This is a genomic window from Streptomyces sp. NPDC025638 (genome assembly GCF_055558775.1).
The window spans coordinates 142,258-162,839 of the sequence record NZ_JBVHLX010000016.1; the positions used below are offsets into that span (position 1 = coordinate 142,258).

A 20,582-nucleotide genomic window follows, 5' to 3' on the forward strand; every position below is an offset into this window, starting at 1 on the left:
GTCCCATGCCCGTCACGGTCGTACGTTTCAATCTCGTCGAACCCGGCGCGACCCCCGCCTCCCTCGCCGCCCGCTACCGGGCCGCCCTGGAGATGGCCGCATACGCCGACGAGCACGGCATCACCACCGTGCAGACGGAGGAGCACCACGGAGCCGCGAACAACTGGCTGCCGTCGCCGTTCGCCTTCGCGGGCGCGGTGTTCGGGGCGACCCGGCGGATCGCGGTCACCGTTTCGGCGATCATCGGCCCGCTGCACGACCCGCTGCGGCTGGCGGAGGAGATCGCCGTGCTCGATCTGCTGAGCGGCGGGCGGCTGGTCACCGTCGCCGGGATCGGGTACCGGCCCGAGGAGTACGCCCTGTTCGACGTGGACTGGAAGCGGCGCGGCAGGCTCCAGGACGAGCTGCTGGAGACCCTGCTGAAGGCCTGGACCGGCGAGGAGTTCGAGTACCGGGGCCGTACGGTACGGGTCACCCCACGCCCGTACACCGATCCGCACCCCCTGCTGCTGGTCGGCGGCTCCTCGAAGGCCGCCGCCCGCCGGGCCGCCCGGCTCGGCCTGCCGTTCTTCCCCAGTGCGCATCTGCCGGAACTGGAGGCGTACTACAAGGAGCGGCTCGTCGAGTACGGCACCGAGGGCTGGACCATGATGCCCGCCGCCGAGACCCCGCTCCTGCACATCGCCGAGGATCCGGACCGGACGTGGGCCGAGTACGGCCGGCACTTCCTGCACGAGGCCAGGACGTACGCCTCCTGGCAGTCCGGGGACATCCGCTCGGCGGTGCGGTCGGCGGCCACGACGGTGGACGAACTGCGCGCCGAGGGCGTCTACCGGATCCTCGCTCCGGAGCAGTGCGCGGCCCAGGGCCTGGACAGTCTCGTCCTGCATCCGCTGGCGGGCGGGATGCCGGTGGAGGAGGGGTGGCGGAGCCTGCGACTGTTCGCGGAACGGGTGGTTCCGGCGTTGGGCGGCTGACCCGCGGGCGTTCGTGCGCTCGTCTCGACGAGGTGGTGAGCCCCCGGACATGACACCGCCGCCCCGGTCCGGGCAGTGGCCGGGCCGGGGCGGCGGAGGGGTACGAGGAGAGGGGCAGCGGGGACTTGGCCCTTCTCCTCGAGTCCGCGGGGCGGGTCAGCCCATCTCCTCCAGCGACTTGCCCTTCGTCTCCTTGACGAACTTCAGGACGAAGGGGATGGAGAGCGCCGCGAAGGCCGTGTAGATCACGTAGGTGACGGAGAGGTTCCAGTCGGCCAGGGACGGGAAGCTCGCGGTGATGGCCCAGTTGGCGATCCACTGCGCGGCGGCGGCCACGCCCAGGGCGGCGGCGCGGATCTTGTTCGGGAACATCTCGCCGAGCATGACCCAGACGACCACACCCCAGGACAGGGCGAAGAAGAGGACGAAGACATGGGCGGCGATCAGGGCGATCCAGCCCTGGGTGGCCGGCAGCCTGCCGTCGACCAGGTCGTAGGAGAACGCCCAGGCTTCCAGCGCGAGACCGACGGCCATGCCGACGGAGCCGATGAGGGCGAGCGGCTTGCGGCCGACGCGGTCCACGAAGATCATCGCGATCACGGTGCCGACGATGTTGATGATCGACGTCGTGAAGGAGTAGAAGAACGAGTCCGTCGGGTCGACGCCGACCGACTGCCACAGCGTCGAGGAGTAGTAGAACGCGACGTTGATGCCGACGAACTGCTGGAAGACCGACAGGCCGATGCCGACCCAGACGACCGGTTTGAAGAAGAAGCCGCCGCCGAGCAGGTCCTTGAAGGTGGACCTGTGCTCGCTGTTCATGGCCTGCTCGATCTCGGCGACCCGGGCGTCGAGGTCACGGCCCTGGCCCTCGACCTCGGCGAGGATCTCGCGGGCGCGCTCGCGCTTGCCGACGGAGATCAGGAAGCGGGGGGACTCGGGGATCGCGAAGGAGAGCAGGCCGTAGAGAGCGGCCGGGACGACCATCACGCCGAGCATGACCTGCCAGGCCTCCAGGCCCATCAGTTGGCCGCGCTGGTTGCCGTCGGCGGCGTTGAGCAGGCCCCAGTTGACCAGCTGGGAGATGGCGATGCCGATGACGATCGCGGCCTGCTGGAAGGAGCCGAGGCGGCCGCGGTAGGCCGGCGGGGCGACCTCGGCTATGTAGGCGGGGCCGATGACCGAGGCCATACCGATGGCGAAGCCGCCGACGACGCGCCAAAGAGCGAAGTCCCACAGCGAGAAGGGCAGCGCCGAGCCGACGGCACTGACCGTGAACAGCAGGGCGGCGATCTGCATGACGCGGATGCGGCCGATCCGGTCGGCCATGCGACCTGCCGTCGCGGCGCCGATGGCACAGCCGATCAGGGCGATGGCGATGACCTGGGCCAGCGCCGCGGAACCGATGTCGTAGCGGTCCCGGATGGCCTCGACCGCGCCGTTGATCACGGAGCTGTCGTAACCGAAGAGGAAACCGCCCATCGCGGCCGCCGCCGCGATGAAGATGACGTGCCCGAGATGTTCGGGTTGAGCCGTCGCGGCTCCTGACGTGGGTGCCTGCGCTGTGCTGGTCACGAAAAACTCCTGGGGCACCCGGCAACGCTGCCGGGGTGGGGGTGAGCCCTTCAACCTGAAGGTAAAAGCAACGTTGCAGAGACTATGCCTTCAAGTATCGAAGTCAATAGGCCTAGCGATGTGACTTTAGAACACAACCGTGGGGGGTTGACTTCAAGAAGTGAAGAAATCAAGAAGTGCAGGTCGTGATAGGTGTAGACCGCACCGGTCTAGCGCAGGCGCTGCGAGATGACCTTCGACACACCGTCACCCTGCATGGAGACGCCGTAGAGCGCGTCGGCGACCTCCATGGTCCGCTTCTGGTGCGTGATCACGATCAGCTGCGAGGACTCCTGCAGCTCCTGCATGATGCGGATCAGCCGCTGCAGGTTGGTGTCGTCGAGCGCGGCCTCGACCTCGTCCATGACATAGAACGGGCTGGGCCGGGCCTTGAAGATCGACACCAGCATCGCGACGGCGGTGAGCGACCTCTCGCCGCCGGAGAGCAGGGAGAGCCGCTTGACCTTCTTGCCCGGTGGCCGGGCCTCGACGTCGACGCCGGTGGTGAGCATGTTGTCGGGGTCGGTCAGCACCAGCCGCCCCTCACCGCCCGGGAACAGCCGGCTGAAGACGCCCTCGAACTCCCGGGCCGTGTCCCGGTAGGCCTCGGTGAAGACCTGCTCGACGCGCTCGTCGACCTCCTTCACCACCTGAAGCAGGTCGGCGCGGGTCTTCTTCAGGTCCTCCAGCTGCTCGCTGAGGAACTGGTGCCGCTCCTCCAGGGCCGCGAACTCCTCCAGGGCGAGCGGGTTCACCTTGCCGAGCTGCTGGTACGCCCGCTCGGCCGCCTTCAGCCGCTTCTCCTGCTCGGCCCGCACGAAGGGCCTCGGCCGGTTGCGCGGGTGCTCCGGGTCCTCGGGGAGCACCTCGCCCTCGGCGGGCGGGGACGGTGGTACGAGCTGATGCGGGCCGTACTCGGAGACGAGCCCGGCCGGCTCCACGCCCAGCTCCTCCAGCGCCTTGGTCTCCAGTTGCTCTATCCGCAGCCGCTTCTCGGCGCCGAGCACCTCGCCGCGGTGCACCGAGTCCGTCAGCTTGTCGAGCTCGGCCTTGAGGTCGCGTCCGGCGCCGCGGGCGGTGGTCAGTTCCTGCTCCCGGCGGGCCTTGGCGGCCTCGGCCGCGGCCCGCTCCCGCTCGGCCCGGCCCAGCGACACCTCGACGTGCGCGAGCAGTTGCCGCGCACCGGAGGCGACCGCCTCCGCGACGGCGGCCTCGTGGCGCAGCCGCGCCCGCCGCTGCTCGGCACGCGCGCGTGCCTCGCGTTCGGCGCGGGCGCCCCGGTCGAGCGCGTCGGCCCGTCCGGCGAGCCCCTTGACCCGCTCCTCGTGCGTACGCACCTGGAGCCGAGCCTCCATCTCGGTCTGCCGGGCGTTGGCACCGTCGGCGGCGAGCCGGTCGCGCGCCGAGGTGTCCGGCTCCTCCTCGATCGGCATCTCCTCGGCGACGGCGAGCCGTTCGGCGAGCTCCTCGGCATCCTGTACGGCCTTGTCGAGCGCCTCCTGCGCGCGTGCCGCCGCCGCGGTGGACCGCTCGGCCTCACCCGCGGCACCGCGCGCCTGCCCGGCGAGCCGTCCCAGCTGCTGGGCGACGGCCGACTTCTCCCGGTCGGCCGCCCGCCGCCGCTCCCCCAGCTCCTCGACCAGCGCGGCACACTCCCCACGCCGCTCGGCGGCCCGGCCCTGCGCCTCGGACAACTCCTCGCAGCGCACGGCCAGCTCGGCCAGCTCGGCCGCGGCCTCGTCCACGGACGCCTGCACCTCGATCAGACTGGGCGCCCCCGCGGACCCGCCGTGCGCGAAGTGCGCCCCCAGCAGGTCGCCTTCGGCGGTGACGGCGGTGAGGTCGGGGTGGGCGTAGACGAGATCCTCGGCGTCCTCAAGGGTGCCGACGACGACGATCCCGCGCAGCAGGCGGCGTACGGCAGGCATCAGATCGGCGGGGCCACGGACGAGGTCGGCGGCGAAGGGGTGCCCGTCGAAACGGAAGCCGCCGGCCGGGCGCTCGCCGGAGCCAGGGGCTACCGGGGCCCCGACGGCACGCCCCCCGTCCGGCGAACCCGCCCCACTCGCCGCACCCGTACCGAAACGACCGTCCCCGTCGCCCGCGACTGCCCGGGAAGCCGGCCCGCCCGCCGCGCCGCTCATGGCACCCGGATCGAACCCGCTCACGCGCGACTCGCCGGAGCCGGAGCCAACGCCCGCGTCCCCGGTGCCGGCAGCCGGCCGCGGCTTCTCCGCACCGTGGGCACCCGCCCCGGACCCGTCCATGCGCAACCCGTCGGGGGCCTCCGTGGGAGCGGTTCCGTCCGCCCTACCGGTCGGCGCCATGTCCTCCGGTGCCCCCGCCAGCAGGAGGGACGCTCGGCCGGCGTCCTGTTTGCGCAGGAGTCTGATTGCCTCGGCCGCCGATGCCGGGGTCGTCACCGCGATCGCGTCCGCCGCCGCGCCGAAGGCGGCGGCCAGGGCGACCTCGTGGCCCGGGGTCACCGTCAGCAGTTCGGCCGCCGGGCCGAGCAGGCCGCTGAGCCGGTCCTTGGCGCCGAGCAGCACGCCGGTGCCGTCCTTGCGCCGCAGGCCCAGGGCCAGCGCCTCGTGGCGGGCCTGGGTCGCGGCGCGCCGGCGCTCCGCCGCGGTGGCGGCCTCGCGGGCGGCGGTGAGGGCGGACTCGGCCTCCGCGAGCTGCCGCTTGGCCACGTCGTGCCGCTCGCCGAGTTCGGCGTCGCCCGCGTCGAGGCCGTCGACCTCGGCCTTCAGGGCCTCGTACTCCTCCTGCGCGGCGACGGCCCGCTCCTGGGCCTCGTCCCGCGCCGCGGCCAGCCGGTCGATCTCGGACTGGGCGGCCGCGGCACGCGAACGGGCCGCGTTGACCTGCCCGTTCAGCCGGGCCAGGCCCTCACGGCGGTCGGCGATGGCACGGGCGACGTCCTTGAGGCGCCGTTCCTCCAGGGCCAGTTCGCGTTCCAGTTCGGCGCGGTGGGCGACGGTGTCGTCGAGCGCGCGCTGGGCCGCTTCCAGGGCGGCCTCCAGCTCGGCCTCCTGCTCACGGATACGGGCGGCCTCACGCTCCATGTCCTCGGGGTCACGGCCGCGCCGTTCCTCGGCGGGCACGGACGTGGCGCTCTTCACCCGGGCGTCGGCCAGTGAGATCGTGCCGCGGACGCGCTCGGCGAGCTGGGAGAGCTCGTACCAGGTCTGCTGGGCGCGCTGCAGGCGCGGCGTGAGCTGCCGTACCTCGTCCTCCAGGAGCGCCTCGCGCTGGAGCGCCCTCTTCAGCTCCTGCTCGGCGGTCTCCTTGCGCTCCTTGAGCGCGGCCTCGTCGGCGATCTCGCTCTTCAGGGCTTCCCGGAGCCGTACGAGATCGTCGGCGAGCAGGCGCAGACGGGCGTCGCGCAGGTCGGCCTGGATGACGGCGGCCCGCCGGGCGACCGCGGCCTGCCGCCCCAGCGGCTTGAGCTGCCGGCGCAGCTCGTCCGTCAGGTCCTGCACACGCGCCAGATTGGCCTGCATCGCGTCCAGCTTCCGCAGCGCCTTCTCCTTGCGCTTGCGGTGCTTGAGGACGCCGGCCGCCTCCTCGATGAAGGCACGGCGGCCCATGGGGTCGGCGTGCAGGACGGAGTCGAGCTGGCCCTGGCCGACGATGACGTGCATCTCGCGGCCGATACCGGAGTCGGAGAGGAGTTCCTGGATGTCGAGGAGACGGCAGGTGTCACCGTTGATCTGGTACTCACTGCCGCCGTTGCGGAACATGATCCGCGTGATGGTGACCTCGGCGTACTCGATCGGGAGCGCCCCGTCGGAGTTGTCGATGGTCAGCGACACCTCGGCACGGCCCAGCGGGGGACGCCCGGTGGTGCCGGCGAAGATGACGTCCTCCATCTTGCCGCCGCGCAGCGACTTGGCGCCCTGTTCGCCCATGACCCAGCTGAGCGCGTCCACGACATTGGACTTGCCCGAGCCGTTCGGCCCCACGACACACGTGATCCCCGGCTCGAACCGGAGCGTGGTCGCCGAGGCGAACGACTTGAACCCGCGGAGGGTCAGGGCCTTGAGGTGCACGCCGCTGGACTCTACCTTCCGCCGGTATCTCACTCCATGAACCCTGGCAACCCCGCGGTTTCGCCCATGAACATGCAGGGCACATCAGACGTTAAAGAGAGTGAAAGGATGCGCGGGGTAGGTAAAGACAAAGACGGGGGCAAGAAAGAAGGGACGCCGAAGCGTCCCTTGCAACTCTGACAACTTAGCGGTTGATACGGGCAGCCCAACCACTGCATGTGCTGTCGTGGAGCGATGCAGCGATCAGGTGAGCGCAGGCTCCGCCTGGTGTGCGTCGATGCTCTCCATGATCCTGTCGTGAGAAGCGGCAGCCGTCAGCGCGTCGTTCTCCGCCTGGATTCGTACGAGCTCCGATTCCAGGTCCTGTACGCGCTGCTGGAGCCGTCGCATCTCGGCGAGGAGTCGAGGGTCGGAGCCGCCGACGTAACCGAGAAGCGCCTTTGCCATGATGGATGGTCCTCCACACTGAGTGACCGACCGAAGCGGTGTGGGTCGTGAGGGATTCGCACCCGCGGTGCTTGACACACTCGAGTGTTGCTCTGCCGTTGCTACATGCCAAACAGCTAAGGTGCGCGGGGCTTTCAGCGTCTCACCAAAAAGTTTGACGGTCAACACGATCACGCCCCGTATTGGCGGGCAACCCGGGCGTGCGCGGCCGGGAAGCGGCGGCGCTGCGAGTCCTGCGGGGCCCTCGGGGCGTAGCGGTGATCCGTATCTGCGGAGCCTGCCACGACGAGCGGTTCTTGGCAACCACCAGGTGGTTTCTGCTGTGGGCACCTGCCAGTGGCATGCCCCTCCGCGTCGACCTGCGGGGCGTTGCGGAACGGGGTCAGCGGATGGCGAAGCCGTCGTAGCCGCCGCGGGGTGTGTCCCAGATCTCGGTGACACCCTCCACGCGCCCGGGCGTGTCGTTGCCCTGCAGCCAGTCGAGGAGGCCCTCGCATCCCTCGCGCGAGCCCTCGGCGACCACCTGGACCCGTCCATCGCCCAAATTGAGAGCAAAACCACTCAGGCCGCCGATCTCCAGCGCCTTGGCCCGCGTGAACCAGCGGAAACCCACACCTTGGACGCGTCCACGCACCCAGGCGACCAGTCGCACATCCTCACTCATGGCTGCAACCTAACCAACCAATGTCACTCGCAGCACTTCTTCCTCAGGCGCCATGCGGTACCGTCCCGACCCAATGAATCTCATATGAAACTCGCTCGATCGAGTGAGTTGGGTTGACCCACAAGATCGTATGGGTGCGGTTGACCGCGAGGACGAGGAAGGCAAGGACATGGGACGCCACCGACGCTCCGCCGCCGGCCGCGCCGCCACGAGCCGCGCCACGGGGGTCACACAGACGCACGGCTCGTACTCGGGGAGCCACGACCCGCGGGACTCGTACGCGGGCGATCACGCCACCATGGGCATCGCTCCGTATCTGAACCCGGAGGCGTACGCCGACGCCAACGCGAGAAGCTCGGCGTATCTGTACGCGACGGAAGACGGATACGCGCCGGTCACGGAGACGGCCGTCTTCCCCGCGGACGGGTTCAGCCCGGCGGGTGCCCCCCGGGAACGCGGGCACCGACGCAAGAAGAAGGCCGCCACGCCCGTACGCACGGGTCTGCTCGGGGTCTCCGCCGCCGTCGCCCTCGGCACGGTCGCGGTGGCCACGGGCGCGGTGCCCGGCCTCGACAACTACCGGCTCGGCGGCACCACCAGCACCTCCGGCAGTGACAAGGTGCAGGCCGCAGGCTCGCCCAGCAACACGGCCGCCGAGCAGGGCGGTACCTCCGGCAGCGCCGACAACGGCCGTGGCGGCGGGCCCGCCGGCTCCTCGACGAGCCACGGCGCTGACCGCTCGGCCCCGCCGACGCCGTCCGCCTCGGCGTCCTCCGCGCCCACGCCGACGAAGCCTCCGGCCGCGGAGCCGACGGCCACCACGCCGTCGAAGCAGCCGAAGGGCAAGCCGCAGAACAAGGCGCCGAAGGCCCCGCCGAAGAAGTCGTCGCCGGCCACGATCTCCGCCCCGGCCGCCGCGGAGGCACAGGTGCTGAAGCTCGTCAACGAGGAGCGGGCGAAGGTGGGCTGCAGCCCGGTGGCCGCGAACAGCTCGCTGTCCGAGCTGGCCGAGGCCTTCAGCGACGACATGGCCCTGCGGGGCTTCTTCGACCACACCGACCCGGACGGGGCGACCCCGTGGGACCGCGCCGCCCAGGCCGGCATCATCGGCCTCGGCGGCGAGAACATAGCCCGCGGCCAGAGCGACGCGGCCGCGGTCATGGAGGCCTGGATGAACAGCCCGGGGCACCGGGCCAACATACTGAACTGCGACTTCAAGACCCTGGGCGTCGGTGTGCACCTCGGCGCCGGCGGTCCCTGGTGGACGCAGGACTTCGGGTACTGAGATAACCGCAGGTCAGACACCTAGGAACCTTCCTGGGCCGTCTCGGGGCTGTCATCCGCAGGCTCGTCGTCCTCGAAGACGCGATCAACGGCGGCCCGCGTCCGGGTCTCACTCGACGGCATCAGGTGCGTGTACGTGCGCAGCGTGAAGCCGGGGTCATGGTGACCCAAGTACTCGCTCAGCGCCTTGATGCTCTCCCCCGCGTCCAGGAGGACCGAGGCGTAGAAGTGCCTCAGCGCGTGCATCCCGTTGTCGCGGCCTGTCTCGACACCCACGGCCCGAAGCGCGGGCGCCAGACGCGATCATTGAAGCGGTTCCGGTCCAGCGCCAGCCCAGCGGAGCCGTCGAGGGTCTTCCACGGCAAGGTGATCTGCGTAGCTGGGTGACGCTGCAGGTGAGCGGCGAGCGCGAAGGCCACAGACTCGGGCAACGGCACGTCACGCTCTTTGCCTCCCTTCGGCGGAGCGAAGACCGGCCGGTGACGTTGGAGCAGCTTGACTTGCCGCACGACGTGCACCACACCGCCAAGGAAGTCGACGTCTTCCACCGCCAGGCCAAAGACGCTTTGTGCTACCCAAGAGGCCGGATCGCGACGGCGGTTCCCCGCGGGCTACCTCGCTACCGTGGCCGTTGCCCCGTGGCTGGGGCGGTCGGCTCCACGGCTTTAGGCAGCCACCATGGGGCGAGCCTCGAAGATCACGGCCCCAACGTCGTGCTTCAACGGGCAGGTCAACAGACTGCCCGACGCGCCGGAAGCTTACGGGGCCATGATCACTCGCCCCATGGCAGCTCCCGCCCAAAGCCGTTCCGCCGACCTTTGGACAGCCACCCGATCGCCCCCTTCACCGAGGGCCGACCGCTCAAAGGTCGTCGACCCACGGGATGAGGCGACGTCGCCACGCGAGTCACATTGTCCCTGGACAATTAGGTGCCCCGCCATATGCCGACCCCCAGCCAGCCGCCACACACCTGCTAACGGGGACACAGCATGCCCCCTGCCCACTGAGCAGGCCCAACAGGCGTCCGTCAAGTCCCGAATTGGGGTGGCATGACGTGCCCGGGTCGGGCAGGGCTTACTGGACTCACAAGGCCACAGACCTCCCGGCGGCGCGACCCGTCGGGCATGTGTCCCACTGGTGGACCACCGCCACACGGGCTGAGCCGGTCGAGTGTGCCCCTCACCATTCTCTCGAAGGAGAATTCCGTGTCTTGTGCTATCCGTCCTCAGCGTCTGGCGTTGCTCGCCGCCACGGTCGGCCTGGGAGCGGCAAGCGTGCTGCTGCCCACCAGCGCCTTCGCCGCTCCTGCCACGGGGCGCACCGCAGAGCATCTGACTACGTCTGCCACCAAGCCTCTCTCGGAGAAGAGCCTCGTGACGACACCCGCGGATACCCCTCCACAGTCGTACTGCCTCTACCAAATGGAGCTCAACCAGCCCTGGACGCTGGGTCACTGCAGGGGTTATGAAGCGGGGGAAGCGGATGGCAAGAAGGCCGGCGGCATTTGTTGGCCGGTATCGTGGCCGAAATTTCCGCCATATGGCGAGGGTATCTACGGAGAAGGCTTCAAGGCCGGCTACAGGCTCGCCTACAGGTACTACTACAACGAGGCTTGGACGCAAGCCGGTTGCCGGCACACCCTTTTCAAGCCGTTCAGGGATCTGTCAGCAATCCGTCATAGCTCGTAGTAGCGCGACGGCCCCGCGGCTATCTTTGGGGCCGTCTCGGGGCCGTCGGAGGGTCTCAACGGCGACCAACGCTGACAACCGTCGACAGCCAAGTCGCAGGTCGCAGCGTGATCGATTACAAGGGCGCACGTCAGAGACCCGGCCCCGCACTTCTTCGGGTACTAGACCCGGCGCACCCGGTGACGGTGACGGCGGTCGCTCAGGCGGCTGCCGCGCGTCCCTGAAGGAACACCTTCGCCGTCTCGGCCACCCGGCGCCCCAGGTGCTCGGCCGTCGCCACGTCCGCCTTGTGCACGGCCTCCGGGCCCTCGTCGACGTTGGTCTGCGCGGCCGCGCCGGCGAAGACGCCGAGGCGGTTGAGGTCGTGCTCGGAGCCCGCGCTGTTGTTCCAGCCCGGGTGCAGGCCGAGGTTGACCCAGTTCATGCCGTGCTGGGCGGCGAGGATCTGGAAGAACTGCAGGGTGTGCAGCTTGTCGCCGCTCTTGGAGCCGGAGTTGGTGAAGCCGGCGCCGAGCTTGTCCTTCCAGTCCTGTCCGAACCAGCGCTTCGAGGACGCCTCCGCGAACACGTGGAAGGCGCCGGACGCCGTGCCCATGTAGGTGGGCGAACCGAAGACGATCGCGTCGGAGGCGTCGAGAGCCGCCCACTGCTCGTCGGTGATCTCGTCGACCTTGATCAGGTGCACCTCGGCTCCGGCCTCGGCCGCTCCGGCGCGGACTGCTTCGGCGAGGACGGCGGTGTGGCCGTAGCCGGAGTGGTAGGCGATGGAGACAACGGGGGTGGTCATGATGAGTTCTCCTCGAATGGGCAGCTCAACTGCAATGACCAAAGGAAAGCACTAACTGGAAGTTAGCGCAACCTGCCGGTTGGCGCTGCGTTCGAGTAGGCTTGGGACATGAACAGCACCGAGGAGCGCACGGAGGAGCAGGACCTCGCCTACAACGTGTTCGCCAAGGCCTGCCCGTCGCGGGGCACGCTGGAGCACGTCACGGGCCGCTGGGGCGGGCTCACGCTCGGCGCGCTGCACGAGGGCTCGATGCGCTTCAACGAGCTGCGCCGCCGTATCGACGGCGTGAGCGAGAAGATGCTGTCCCAGACCCTGCACGCGCTGGAGCGCGACGGCCTGGTGCGCCGCGAGGCACAGCCGACGAACCCACCGCGCGTGGACTACGAACTGACCCCCCTGGGCCATCAGATCGCCGAACGGCTGCTGAGCCTCATCCACTTCGTGGAGGGCTCCATGGACAACGTGCTCCAGGCCCGCCAGGAGTACGACTCCCGGCAGCCGTAGGCAGCCTCGTGCGTCAGGCGGTCCGCACGCGCGGGGGCCGCTGGCACTTCGGGCAGAAGTAGCTGGAGCGGTTCATCCAGGGGCGGCGGCGCATCGGTGTGCCGCATCTCTTGCACGGCAGGCCCTCGCGCCCGTACGCGTCCAGTGAGCGGTCGAAGTAGCCCGACTCGCCGTTGACGTTGACGTACAGGCTGTCGAAGCTGGTGCCGCCGACGGACAGGGCCGCGTTCATCACGTCCCGCACATGGCCGAGGAGTTCGGCGGTGCGCGGGCGGGTGAAGCTCGCGGTCGGGCGCTCGTAGTGGACACGGGCCCGCCACAGGGCCTCGTCCGCGTAGATGTTGCCGACTCCGCTGATCAACGACTGGTCCAGCAGGGCCCGCTTGATGGTGGTCCGCTTGCGGCGCAGGGCCTGGTGGAAGGCCTCGTCGTCGAACAGCGGGTCGAGGGGGTCACGGGCGATGTGCGCGATGACCGAGGGCAGTCCCTCGGGGGTGTTGTCGTGCAACGACAGCCCGCCGAAGGTGCGTTGGTCGACGAAGCGCAGCTCCGTGTCCACCTCGTCCGCGAAGCGGATGCGGATGCGCAGATGCTTCTCGTCCGCCGCCTCGTGCGGTTGGACCAGCAGCTGCCCGCTCATGCCGAGGTGGGCGAGGACGGATTGGTCCGTGTCCTCCAGGGGCAGCCACAGGTACTTGCCACGCCGGCTGGGGACGCCGATGCGATGGCCCTTGAGACGGTGCGCGAAGTCGTCGGCACCGGCCACATGACGGCGTACGGCGCGCGGGTGGAGCACCTCGGCGTCGGCGACGGTGCGATGGGCGACCCACCGCTCCAGGCCACGCCGTACGACCTCGACCTCGGGCAACTCGGGCATGGTGACCCCCGTAACGGACCGTGTATGAGCCGAGCGCCCGCCCCCGGGGCGGGAGCGGGCGCTCGGGTTGCGCTGCTGCGTTCGTCAGGCGGAGGCGGAGGGCGGGACGGCGTCGCCGCCGGCGGCCTCCGTGGCCGAGTCGAGGGCCTGCTTGGCCTCCTCGGCCGCCTTGGCCCGCTCGTCCGCCGCGGCCCGGATGGACCGCCAGGCGGACTCGGCGGCCTGCTGCTCCGCCTCCTTCTTGCTGCGGCCGGTGCCGGTGCCGTACGAGACGCCTCCGACGCGGGCGGCAGCAGTGAAGGTCTTCTCGTGGTCGGGGCCGGTCTCCGTGACCAGGTACTCGGGCACGCCGAGCCCCTCGGTCGCGGTGAGCTCCTGGAGGCTGGTCTTCCAGTCCAGTCCGGCTCCGAGGTTGGAGGACTTCTCGATCAGCGGGTCGAAGAGCCGGTGCACCAGCTCCGACGCCGAGTCGAGGCCCTGGTCGAGATAGACCGCGCCGATCACCGCTTCCAGGGTGTCGGCCAGGATGGACGCCTTGTCCCGGCCGCCCGTGCCCTCTTCACCACGGCCGAGCCGGATGAAGGAGCCCAGGTCGAGACCTCGGCCCACCTCCGCGAGCGCACGCGAGTTCACCACCGCGGCCCGGAGCTTGGCCAGCTGGCCCTCGGGCAGGTCGGGGTGGGTGCGGTACAGCGTGTCCGTGACGACGAGGCCGAGCACGGAGTCCCCGAGGAACTCCAGCCGCTCGTTCGTCGGCAGACCGCCGTTCTCGTACGCGTACGAGCGGTGGGTCAGTGCACGCACCAGAAGGGCGGACTCGACCTTGTAGCCGAGCCGCCCTTCCAGAAGCGTGTGGGACGAGGCCGTGCTGTCCGTCTTCTTCTTGGCGGATGGGTCCGCCTTGGCGTCATCCGCCTTCTTGGGACTGGACACTGTGCCTCTCACCTGGCCACTCAGACTTCGAGGACCTGGCGCTTGTTGTAGGTGCCGCAAGACGGGCACGCGATGTGCTGCTGCTTGGGCTCGTGGCAGCGCTCGCACGCAACCAGGGTGGGGACCGCAGCCTTCCACTGCGACCGGCGGTGGCGCGTGTTGCTGCGCGACATCTTCCGCTTCGGAACAGCCACGGCTACTTCTCCTGCTTCTCGTCGACGCACGCTTCCGCGTCAGCGCCGCTCATCTCGTCCTTCTCGCCGTCCTTCATGGAACCGGCGAGTCCCTGCAAAGCCGCCCAACGGATGTCGACGGCGTCGTGATGGTGGTCCGGGTCGTCCGCAAGGCGTGCCCCGCACTCGGCGCACAGTCCTGGGCAGTCTTCCTGGCACACCGGCTGCATCGGCAGTGCGAGCACCACCGCATCGCGCAGCACCGGTTCGAGGTCGAACAGTCCGTCCTCGAGGAAGAGCCTGTCCTCGTCGTCCTCGGCGTCGTCGCCCGGCTCCGCGATCACGCGGCCCCGGTCGTCGGCGTCAGGGTACGAGAACATCTCCTGGAAGTCCGCTTCGAGATCGAACCCGAGCGGCTCCAGACACCTTACGCACTCCCCCTCGGCCTGTGCACGGGCGGTGCCTGTGACGAGCACACCTTCCATGACCGACTCGAGTCGGAGTTCGAGCTCCACCGGGGCGCCTTCCGGCACCCCGACGACTCCCTTGATACCGAAGTCCTTGGGAGCGTCGATCGTGCGGGTCAGCCGCTGCAGCGCGCCAGGACGCCTGCCCAGCTCGTGCGAGTCGAACACGAGTGGGTTGCGGTGGTCGAGGCGGGCGTTAGAGGCCATTCCTGCTTTCGATCTTTGAGCTCAGAGGGACACTGCCCTTGGGTGTTCCCGGGCAGCGCTGATCGCGGACGTACACGCGACCGAAGAGCCAGGATACTGGACCTTTCGCTCTCGGCCCAATCCGGTGGGTGCTCCCGGCCCGCGCGGGCGTTCCGGGGCGCCCCCTACAGGCCGCGTTCCCGCTCGTAGGCCCGCAGCTGCTCGGGGGTGATCATGCTGGTGTCGAAGAGGCTGGTCTCGTCGAGCGAGTAGCCCTGGTGCCCCTGCTGCGCCTGGTTCGGGACCTGCCCCTGGTGCGGGACCTGCTGCTGGTGCGGGACCTGCTGCTGGTCGTAGGCCGCCTGCCCTCCGTCGTAACCCTGGAAGGGGGCGCCTTCCGCCTGGGCGTAGCCGGAGGCGGGGGCGTACGGATCGGCCTGCTGGTAGCCGTACGCGTCCTGCTGGGCGTAGTCCTGCTGCTGGTAGCCGCCGTAGACGTCCTGCTGCTGATAGCCGTAGGCCGGCTGCTGGTCGTACTGCTGCGCCACGGGCTGCTGCGGCGGCGCCGGCTGCTCGGCCGGGGCGTCCTGCTCGGCGAGGGCCGCGAGGTCGGCCAGGTAGTCGGAGTCGCTGGAGTGCTGGAAGGTCGTGTTGTCGTCGGCGAGGGCGCCGAGGTCGTCGGAGGCGATACGGCCGTGCAGCTTCTGCCGGCCACGGCCGACGGCCTCCAGGGTCTTGGCGAGGACCGCCTCGAAGGCGCCCAGCTTGGCGTCCACATAGGCGTCCGCGTCGCGGCGCAGGGTCTCCGGGTCGTGGCTGCGCTCGGGGGCGTCCTCGTCCTCGTAGCCCTGCTCGTCGAGGCCCGGGCCGGTGCCGAGGAGCTTCTCGCGGCCGCGGCCGACCGAGCCCAGGGTCTTGGTGAGGACGACCTCGAAGTTGGCGAGCTTGGAGTCGACGTAGTCGTCGGCCTCCACGCGCACGTCCTCGGCCTCCTTGCGGGCCTCGGCCAGGATGCGGTCGCCCTCGGCCTGGGAGCGGCGGGCGACCTCGGTGTCGGAGATCAGCGAGCCGCGCTCGGCGTGCGCCTGCCCGATGATCCGCTCGGCCTCCTGACGGGCCTGCTCGACCATCTGCTCGCGGCCGCCGATCAGCTCCTCGGCCTGCGCGAGGGAGCCGGGCAGGGCCTCGCGCACCTCTTCGAGCATCGCGAGCAGGTCGGCGCGGTTGATCACGCACGACGCCGACATGGGCATGGCCCGGGCGCCGGAGACCATGGCCACGATCTCGTCGAGCTTCTTCTGCACGTCCACCTGTGCTCGCCACTCTCTACCGCTGTGTTGGAGACGGACGGGACGACTGTACGGCCATGGGGCGGCCGTCCGACACCGGGTGATGGATTGTCAGGATCCGGTGGTTTTCACTGTGCGCCCTCAGTCCTGCTTCAGGCGCTCGGTGAGGGCCTGAAGGACCACCGGCGGGACCAGGTGGGAGACGTCGCCGCCCCAGGTCGCGACCTCCTTGACCAGGGAGGACGACAGGAAGCTGTAGGTGGGGTTGGTGGGCACGAAGAGGGTCTCGACGCCCGAGAGGCCGTTGTTCATCTGGGCCATCTGCAGCTCGTAGTCGAAGTCGCTGACGGCGCGCAGGCCCTTGACGATGGCGGGGATGTCGCGCTGCTTGCAGAAGTCCACGAGGAGGCCGTGGAAGGCCTCGACCCGGACATTCCCGTACTCGGCGGTGACCTGGCGGATCAGGTCGATCCGCTCGTCGATCTCGAACAGGCCCTTCTTGGCCTTGTTGATCATGACCGCCACATAGACCTCGTCGTACAGGCGCGAGGCACGGGAAATGATGTCGAGGTGTCCGTTGGTGATGGGGTCGAACGACCCGGGACAGACGGCGCGGCGCACTTGTGATCCCTCGCTCTCCGGTCCGGTCATCGTGCGTCTTCGCACGTAGAGGCGGCGCGACCGTACCAAAACGTTCCCTCGCCGTAGCGACGGGCCCGGAGCGCTTCGAAACCGTCCGGCCAGCGGAATTCGCCGCCTCTGGTGCTGCGCTCCACGGTGACGAGGGCTTCCTCCGCGAGCCACCCCTCCGCGCGGAGTGTGAGCAGAATCTCCCGAAGATCCTCGTCCGAGACTGCGTAGGGAGGATCGAGGAAGACGATGTCGTACGGCTCGGCCGGCGCCGGTGTCCTGATGATCTGTTCCGCTTTGCCCGCCCTGACCTCGGCGCCGGGGAGGCCGAGGCTGCGTACGTTCTCGCGGACCGTGCGGGCCGCGCGGGCGTCGGCCTCGACGAGCAGGGTGTGGCTCGCGCCGCGGGAGAGGGCCTCCAGGCCCACGGCGCCGGAGCCGGCGTAGAGGTCCAGGATCCGTTCGCCGTCCAGGGGGCCGCCGAGCAGGGACTGCCAGGTGGAGAAGAGACCCTCGCGCGCGCGGTCGGAAGTGGGGCGGGTGCCGGTCCCTGGCGGGACGGCCAGGCGGCGTCCGCCGGCTGCGCCGGCGATCACGCGGGTCATTTCGGGGTCCTTGTTCGGGGACGGCTTTGCGTTCAGTTTGGCAGGCGAAGGGGGTGGGTGCGTGATGACCGTCGGCCTGTGCGGGTGTGCGGGTGTGCGGGGGCCGGCCGCGCCCGCACGGCGGTAGCGCACAGTCCACACAGCCCCGCGCCCCTGGGCGGGACCGGCTCAGCCCTTTTCCAGGTACTGCTCCCTCTCGTCGTCCAACAGGGCGTCAAGGGCCGTGCGAAGGCCCGGCAGCCCGTCCAGCTCGGGGTCGGCCGCCACCACCGCCGCGGCCTCCTCCCTCGCCTCCACGATGATCTCCTCGTCGTCGATGACCGCCAGGACCCGCAGGGAGGTGCGGGCGCCCGACTGGGCCTGGCCCAGGACGTCGCCCTCGCGGCGCTGTTCCAGGTCGATGCGGGAGAGCTCGAAACCGTCGAGGGTGGAGGCGACCGCGCCCAGCCGCTGGCGGGCCGCGCTGGCCTCGGGCATCTCGGTGACCAGCAGGCACAGGCCGGCGGCGGAACCACGGCCGACGCGGCCGCGCAGCTGGTGGAGCTGGGACACGCCGAACCGGTCGGCGTCCATGATCACCATCACGGTGGCGTTCGGGACGTTGACGCCGACCTCGATCACGGTCGTGGCGACCAGGACATCGGTCTCCCCGGCCGCGAAGCGGCGCATGACGGCGTCCTTGTCGTCCGGGTGCATACGGCCGTGCAGCACCTCCACCTTCAGGCCGGTGAGCGGGCCCTTGGCCAGCTGGTCGGCCACGTCGAGGACGGCGAGCGGCGGGCGCTTCTCGGCCTCGTCCTCGGGGGACTTCTTCTTGGGGTCCACGTCCTCGTCCCCGATCCGGGGGCAGACGACGTACGCCTGATGCCCGCTCGCCACCTCTTCGCGGACCCGCTCCCAGGCGCGGGCCAGGAAGTGCGGCTTGTCGGCGGCCGGGACGACATGGCTGGCGATGGGCGAGCGCCCGGCCGGGAGCTGGTCCAGGACCGAGGTCTCCAGGTCGCCGAAGACGGTCATCGCGACCGTGCGCGGAATGGGCGTGGCGGTCATGACGAGCAGGTGCGGCGGCTGCTTGCCCTTGCCGCGCAGGGCGTCACGCTGCTCGACCCCGAACCGGTGCTGCTCGTCGACCACGACGAGCCCCAGGTCGTGGAACTGCACCTTGTCCTCGATCAGCGCATGCGTGCCGATCACGATCCCGGCCTCCCCGGTGACGAGATCGAGCAGCGCCTGCCGGCGTGCGGCCGCTCCCATGGAACCGGTGAGCAGCACGACCTTGGTGGCCTGCTCGGCCCCGCCCAGCATCCCGCCCTCGGCGAGCTCCCCCATCATCTCGACGACCGACCGGTGATGCTGCTGGGCGAGCACTTCGGTGGGCGCGAGCATGGCGGCCTGACCACCCGCGTCGACGACGGCGAGCATGGCGCGCAGGGCGACCATCGTGTTGTGGGTCACCGTGAAGTGATCCGTGATGTAGGCGCGGCTGGGGTGGGCGACGCTGATGCATTGGACCGGCTTCCGCCCCACGTGCTCCACAGTGCGGATGCCGCGGCGGAAGGTGTTGTACTTCGGACGTGGACGTACGCGCTCGGTCTTGCGGGTGAGCCGGAACGGGGGGTAGCCATCGGGCAACGCCACCGAGACGTTGAAAGCGGCCTTCTTGGGCAGAACACGCGCCCGGCCGCCCAGGGAGCGCACGAGCCAGGCCACATCGTCCGCCAACGTCGGCGAGGCCGAGCACAGGGAAATGCTCATACCCTTCTGATCAACCGTGCCGTCGGTGTCCATGAGCCCCTGCAGGAGGGCGAGACGGTTCTTGATCGACGTGTTCTTGAATTTGGCGGGAATGAACTTGTCGTGTGACGTCAGTCCCCAAAGGCCCAGGTCACGCAAGGTCTGGATGACCGGATTACGGACGCCGCCCGAGCGTCGGGTCAGCTGAATCGTGTAGTCGCACCGTGAACCGGTCACAGGGACGAGACGACAGTCCGGAGCCACCGAGGCCGCCAAGGCATCGCGGATCTCCGCGTCGACGGTGGAGAACCGCAGGTTGTGCCGGAACGAGCCGTCACCCAACAGGAGCCCGAAAAGGTAGGGATCCAGAGGAAGGCCGGAGTCGTCGCCGAGGTCCACGGGGGTCGCCGCCGGGATGTACCACTTCGACGATCCGTTGGCCTTGAGCAAGTCGTGACGGATTTCCCGGGTGGCCATCACCTTGGGAGGCTGACCGCGGTCCCAGCCGCAACTCGTGCCGACGATCCAGAGGTGTTCGTCATCGCATTCCACCGAGCTTCCATCGGAGAGCACGACGCGCCACACATCCCGTTCCCCTTGTGGAAAGACCCCGTCGATCACAGCGATCTCTCCTGCGGGCACGACGACCTCGTCGCCCACCTCCAGGTCACCCATGCGCCGAAAGCCGCGGGGTGTGAGCACGAGCGAGTCCAGTGGCTGAGCCTTCCCGGAACCCACCTCCCCCTGCAGCAGCCGGTGCATCGGATGCTCGGTCGCCAGGTCGTCGAAGATCTCCTTGGAGACCTTCCGCTGGCCCTCGGTGAGGGTGAACGGGAGGCGGTCGTCGAAGGCCGTGAGGAGGCCGTCGCTCTTCGGCCTGCGCGGGACCGCCGGGAGTTGGGCGTCGGCGTACCTGCGGCGCGCCAGGGCGATCTGGAGGACGAAGGCCTCGTCCCACTTGAGGCGCGCGCGGGCGTCGGCGATGTCCGCCTTGGTGTGCGGGCGGTGGATCTTGAGGAGGGCCTCGGGGAGGGAGACCAGGCCGCGGCCCTCGCGCAGCGAGTCGGGCAGCGGGTCGAGGGCCTCCTGGGCGCTGGGCAGCACCGTCTGGATCGCCTTGCCGATCTTCCAGGACTCCAGCTTGGCGGTGGCGGGGTAGATGGGGATGAGGGCTCCGGCCCAGGTCTCCACCGCTTCCTCGGTGTCGCCCCGCAGAAGTTCATAGGCCGGGTGCGCCAGTTGGAGCCGCCGGTTGAACACGGAGACCTTGCCCGCGAACATCGCGCGTGTGCCCGGCAGCAGCTCCTTGTGGGGCTTGTGAACGCCGTTGCCGAAGAAGACCAGTTGGAGGCGGCCGCTGCCGTCCGTGATGGTGACTTCCAGGCGCTGGCCCTTGCCGCGGGGGGCCTTGGCGGAGGCGAAGGAGTGCAGACGGGCGTCGGCGACCTGGGCGACCACCGTGACGTGCTCGTCCATGGGGAGGTCGGCGAGATGGGTGAGCTGGCCGCGCTCCTCGTATCTGCGCGGGTAGTGGTGCAGGAGGTCACCTACGGAGTGCAGGCCGAGATGCTCGGCCATCACCTTCGCGGTGGCGGGGCCGAGCACTGACTTCAGTGGTTGTTTCAGCGGTTCTTTCAGTGCGGGCACGAGATCCATTGCACACCACGT

The 20,582-nt window shown here is 69.7% G+C and carries 17 protein-coding genes and 1 pseudogene; 4 read left to right on the forward strand and 14 right to left on the reverse strand.

Annotated features, from left to right (window positions below; translation table 11 throughout):
- Window positions 1-5: 5 nt before the first annotated feature.
- Complete coding sequence (locus tag ACZ4EG_RS35255) at window positions 6-977, forward strand: LLM class flavin-dependent oxidoreductase (RefSeq protein WP_453554294.1); 972 nt, start codon at window positions 6-8, stop codon at window positions 975-977.
- A 156-nt stretch (window positions 978-1,133) separates the two neighbouring features.
- Here ACZ4EG_RS35255 and ACZ4EG_RS35260 read toward each other — a convergent pair whose 3' ends face one another.
- The 4 genes from ACZ4EG_RS35260 to ACZ4EG_RS35275 form a co-directional block, all read right to left on the reverse strand.
- Window positions 1,134-2,552 (reverse strand): sugar porter family MFS transporter, encoded by a 1,419-nt coding sequence (locus tag ACZ4EG_RS35260; protein WP_467793492.1) that lies wholly within the window; start codon window positions 2,550-2,552, stop codon window positions 1,134-1,136.
- A gap of 209 nt (window positions 2,553-2,761) precedes the next feature.
- Window positions 2,762-6,646, reverse strand: coding sequence for an AAA family ATPase (locus ACZ4EG_RS35265; RefSeq protein WP_467793493.1), 3,885 nt, complete (start codon window positions 6,644-6,646; stop codon window positions 2,762-2,764).
- A 243-nt stretch (window positions 6,647-6,889) separates the two neighbouring features.
- Window positions 6,890-7,093, reverse strand: a complete 204-nt coding sequence (locus ACZ4EG_RS35270; RefSeq protein ID WP_058922942.1) for a hypothetical protein — start codon at window positions 7,091-7,093, stop codon at window positions 6,890-6,892.
- Between the two features lie 382 nt (window positions 7,094-7,475).
- Window positions 7,476-7,757 carry an acylphosphatase gene (locus tag ACZ4EG_RS35275; RefSeq protein ID WP_363298753.1) on the reverse strand — a complete coding sequence of 94 codons (282 nt, stop codon included), beginning with the start codon at window positions 7,755-7,757 and terminating at the stop codon, window positions 7,476-7,478.
- A 169-nt stretch (window positions 7,758-7,926) separates the two neighbouring features.
- On the opposite strand from ACZ4EG_RS35275, the gene ACZ4EG_RS35280 reads away from it, so the two are divergent.
- Complete coding sequence (locus tag ACZ4EG_RS35280) at window positions 7,927-9,042, forward strand: CAP domain-containing protein (RefSeq protein ID WP_467793494.1); 1,116 nt, start codon at window positions 7,927-7,929, stop codon at window positions 9,040-9,042.
- Between the two features lie 20 nt (window positions 9,043-9,062).
- Here ACZ4EG_RS35280 and ACZ4EG_RS35285 read toward each other — a convergent pair.
- Window positions 9,063-9,604, reverse strand: a pseudogene (locus tag ACZ4EG_RS35285) (tyrosine-type recombinase/integrase); the annotation flags it as partial.
- A 675-nt stretch (window positions 9,605-10,279) separates the two neighbouring features.
- Between ACZ4EG_RS35285 and ACZ4EG_RS35290 the strand changes: the two are divergent.
- Window positions 10,280-10,729 (forward strand): hypothetical protein, encoded by a 450-nt coding sequence (locus ACZ4EG_RS35290; RefSeq protein ID WP_467793495.1) that lies wholly within the window; start codon window positions 10,280-10,282, stop codon window positions 10,727-10,729.
- Between the two features lie 199 nt (window positions 10,730-10,928).
- Here the strand turns inward: ACZ4EG_RS35290 and ACZ4EG_RS35295 are convergent, their stop codons facing one another.
- Window positions 10,929-11,516, reverse strand: a complete 588-nt coding sequence (locus ACZ4EG_RS35295; protein WP_453554284.1) for a flavodoxin family protein — start codon at window positions 11,514-11,516, stop codon at window positions 10,929-10,931.
- A gap of 108 nt (window positions 11,517-11,624) precedes the next feature.
- On the opposite strand from ACZ4EG_RS35295, the gene ACZ4EG_RS35300 reads away from it, so the two are divergent.
- A complete protein-coding gene (locus ACZ4EG_RS35300; protein ID WP_467793496.1) occupies window positions 11,625-12,020 on the forward strand; it encodes a winged helix-turn-helix transcriptional regulator in 396 nt (131 codons plus the stop codon).
- 13 nt (window positions 12,021-12,033) lie between these two features.
- Here ACZ4EG_RS35300 and mutM read toward each other — a convergent pair whose 3' ends face one another.
- The 8 genes from mutM to ACZ4EG_RS35340 form a co-directional block, all read right to left on the reverse strand.
- Window positions 12,034-12,897 (reverse strand): bifunctional DNA-formamidopyrimidine glycosylase/DNA-(apurinic or apyrimidinic site) lyase, encoded by an 864-nt coding sequence (gene mutM, locus ACZ4EG_RS35305; protein WP_390712552.1) that lies wholly within the window; start codon window positions 12,895-12,897, stop codon window positions 12,034-12,036.
- 84 nt (window positions 12,898-12,981) lie between these two features.
- Window positions 12,982-13,842 (reverse strand): ribonuclease III, encoded by an 861-nt coding sequence (rnc, locus tag ACZ4EG_RS35310; protein WP_390712551.1) that lies wholly within the window; start codon window positions 13,840-13,842, stop codon window positions 12,982-12,984.
- An 8-nt stretch (window positions 13,843-13,850) separates the two neighbouring features.
- A complete protein-coding gene (rpmF, locus tag ACZ4EG_RS35315; protein ID WP_003951102.1) occupies window positions 13,851-14,024 on the reverse strand; it encodes a 50S ribosomal protein L32 in 174 nt (57 codons plus the stop codon).
- Window positions 14,025-14,026: 2 nt separating this feature from the next.
- Window positions 14,027-14,677, reverse strand: a complete 651-nt coding sequence (locus ACZ4EG_RS35320; protein WP_453554277.1) for a YceD family protein — start codon at window positions 14,675-14,677, stop codon at window positions 14,027-14,029.
- Between the two features lie 164 nt (window positions 14,678-14,841).
- Window positions 14,842-15,966, reverse strand: a complete 1,125-nt coding sequence (locus tag ACZ4EG_RS35325) for an ATP synthase F0 subunit B (RefSeq protein WP_467793497.1) — start codon at window positions 15,964-15,966, stop codon at window positions 14,842-14,844.
- 120 nt (window positions 15,967-16,086) lie between these two features.
- Window positions 16,087-16,566 (reverse strand): pantetheine-phosphate adenylyltransferase, encoded by a 480-nt coding sequence (coaD, locus tag ACZ4EG_RS35330; RefSeq protein WP_361618108.1) that lies wholly within the window; start codon window positions 16,564-16,566, stop codon window positions 16,087-16,089.
- A gap of 26 nt (window positions 16,567-16,592) precedes the next feature.
- Window positions 16,593-17,180, reverse strand: a complete 588-nt coding sequence (rsmD, locus tag ACZ4EG_RS35335; RefSeq protein ID WP_467793498.1) for a 16S rRNA (guanine(966)-N(2))-methyltransferase RsmD — start codon at window positions 17,178-17,180, stop codon at window positions 16,593-16,595.
- A 168-nt stretch (window positions 17,181-17,348) separates the two neighbouring features.
- Complete coding sequence (locus ACZ4EG_RS35340; protein ID WP_467793499.1) at window positions 17,349-20,570, reverse strand: helicase-related protein; 3,222 nt, start codon at window positions 20,568-20,570, stop codon at window positions 17,349-17,351.
- Between the last annotated feature and the right edge of the window lie 12 nt (window positions 20,571-20,582).

Bases quoted from the DNA above. Each gene is read 5' to 3' on its own strand.
- ACZ4EG_RS35300 (WP_467793496.1), top strand. From the start codon at position 11,625: ATGAACAGCACCGAGGAGCGCACGGAGGAGCAGGACCTCGCCTACAAC.
- rsmD (WP_467793498.1), bottom strand. From the start codon at position 17,180: ATGACCCGCGTGATCGCCGGCGCAGCCGGCGGACGCCGCCTGGCCGTC.
- ACZ4EG_RS35320 (WP_453554277.1), bottom strand. From the start codon at position 14,677: ATGGCCTCTAACGCCCGCCTCGACCACCGCAACCCACTCGTGTTCGAC.
- ACZ4EG_RS35255 (WP_453554294.1), top strand. From the start codon at position 6: ATGCCCGTCACGGTCGTACGTTTCAATCTCGTCGAACCCGGCGCGACC.
- ACZ4EG_RS35270 (WP_058922942.1), bottom strand. From the start codon at position 7,093: ATGGCAAAGGCGCTTCTCGGTTACGTCGGCGGCTCCGACCCTCGACTC.
- ACZ4EG_RS35280 (WP_467793494.1), top strand. From the start codon at position 7,927: ATGGGACGCCACCGACGCTCCGCCGCCGGCCGCGCCGCCACGAGCCGC.
- mutM (WP_390712552.1), bottom strand. From the start codon at position 12,897: ATGCCCGAGTTGCCCGAGGTCGAGGTCGTACGGCGTGGCCTGGAGCGG.
- ACZ4EG_RS35275 (WP_363298753.1), bottom strand. From the start codon at position 7,757: ATGAGTGAGGATGTGCGACTGGTCGCCTGGGTGCGTGGACGCGTCCAA.
- ACZ4EG_RS35340 (WP_467793499.1), bottom strand. From the start codon at position 20,570: ATGGATCTCGTGCCCGCACTGAAAGAACCGCTGAAACAACCACTGAAG.
- ACZ4EG_RS35295 (WP_453554284.1), bottom strand. From the start codon at position 11,516: ATGACCACCCCCGTTGTCTCCATCGCCTACCACTCCGGCTACGGCCAC.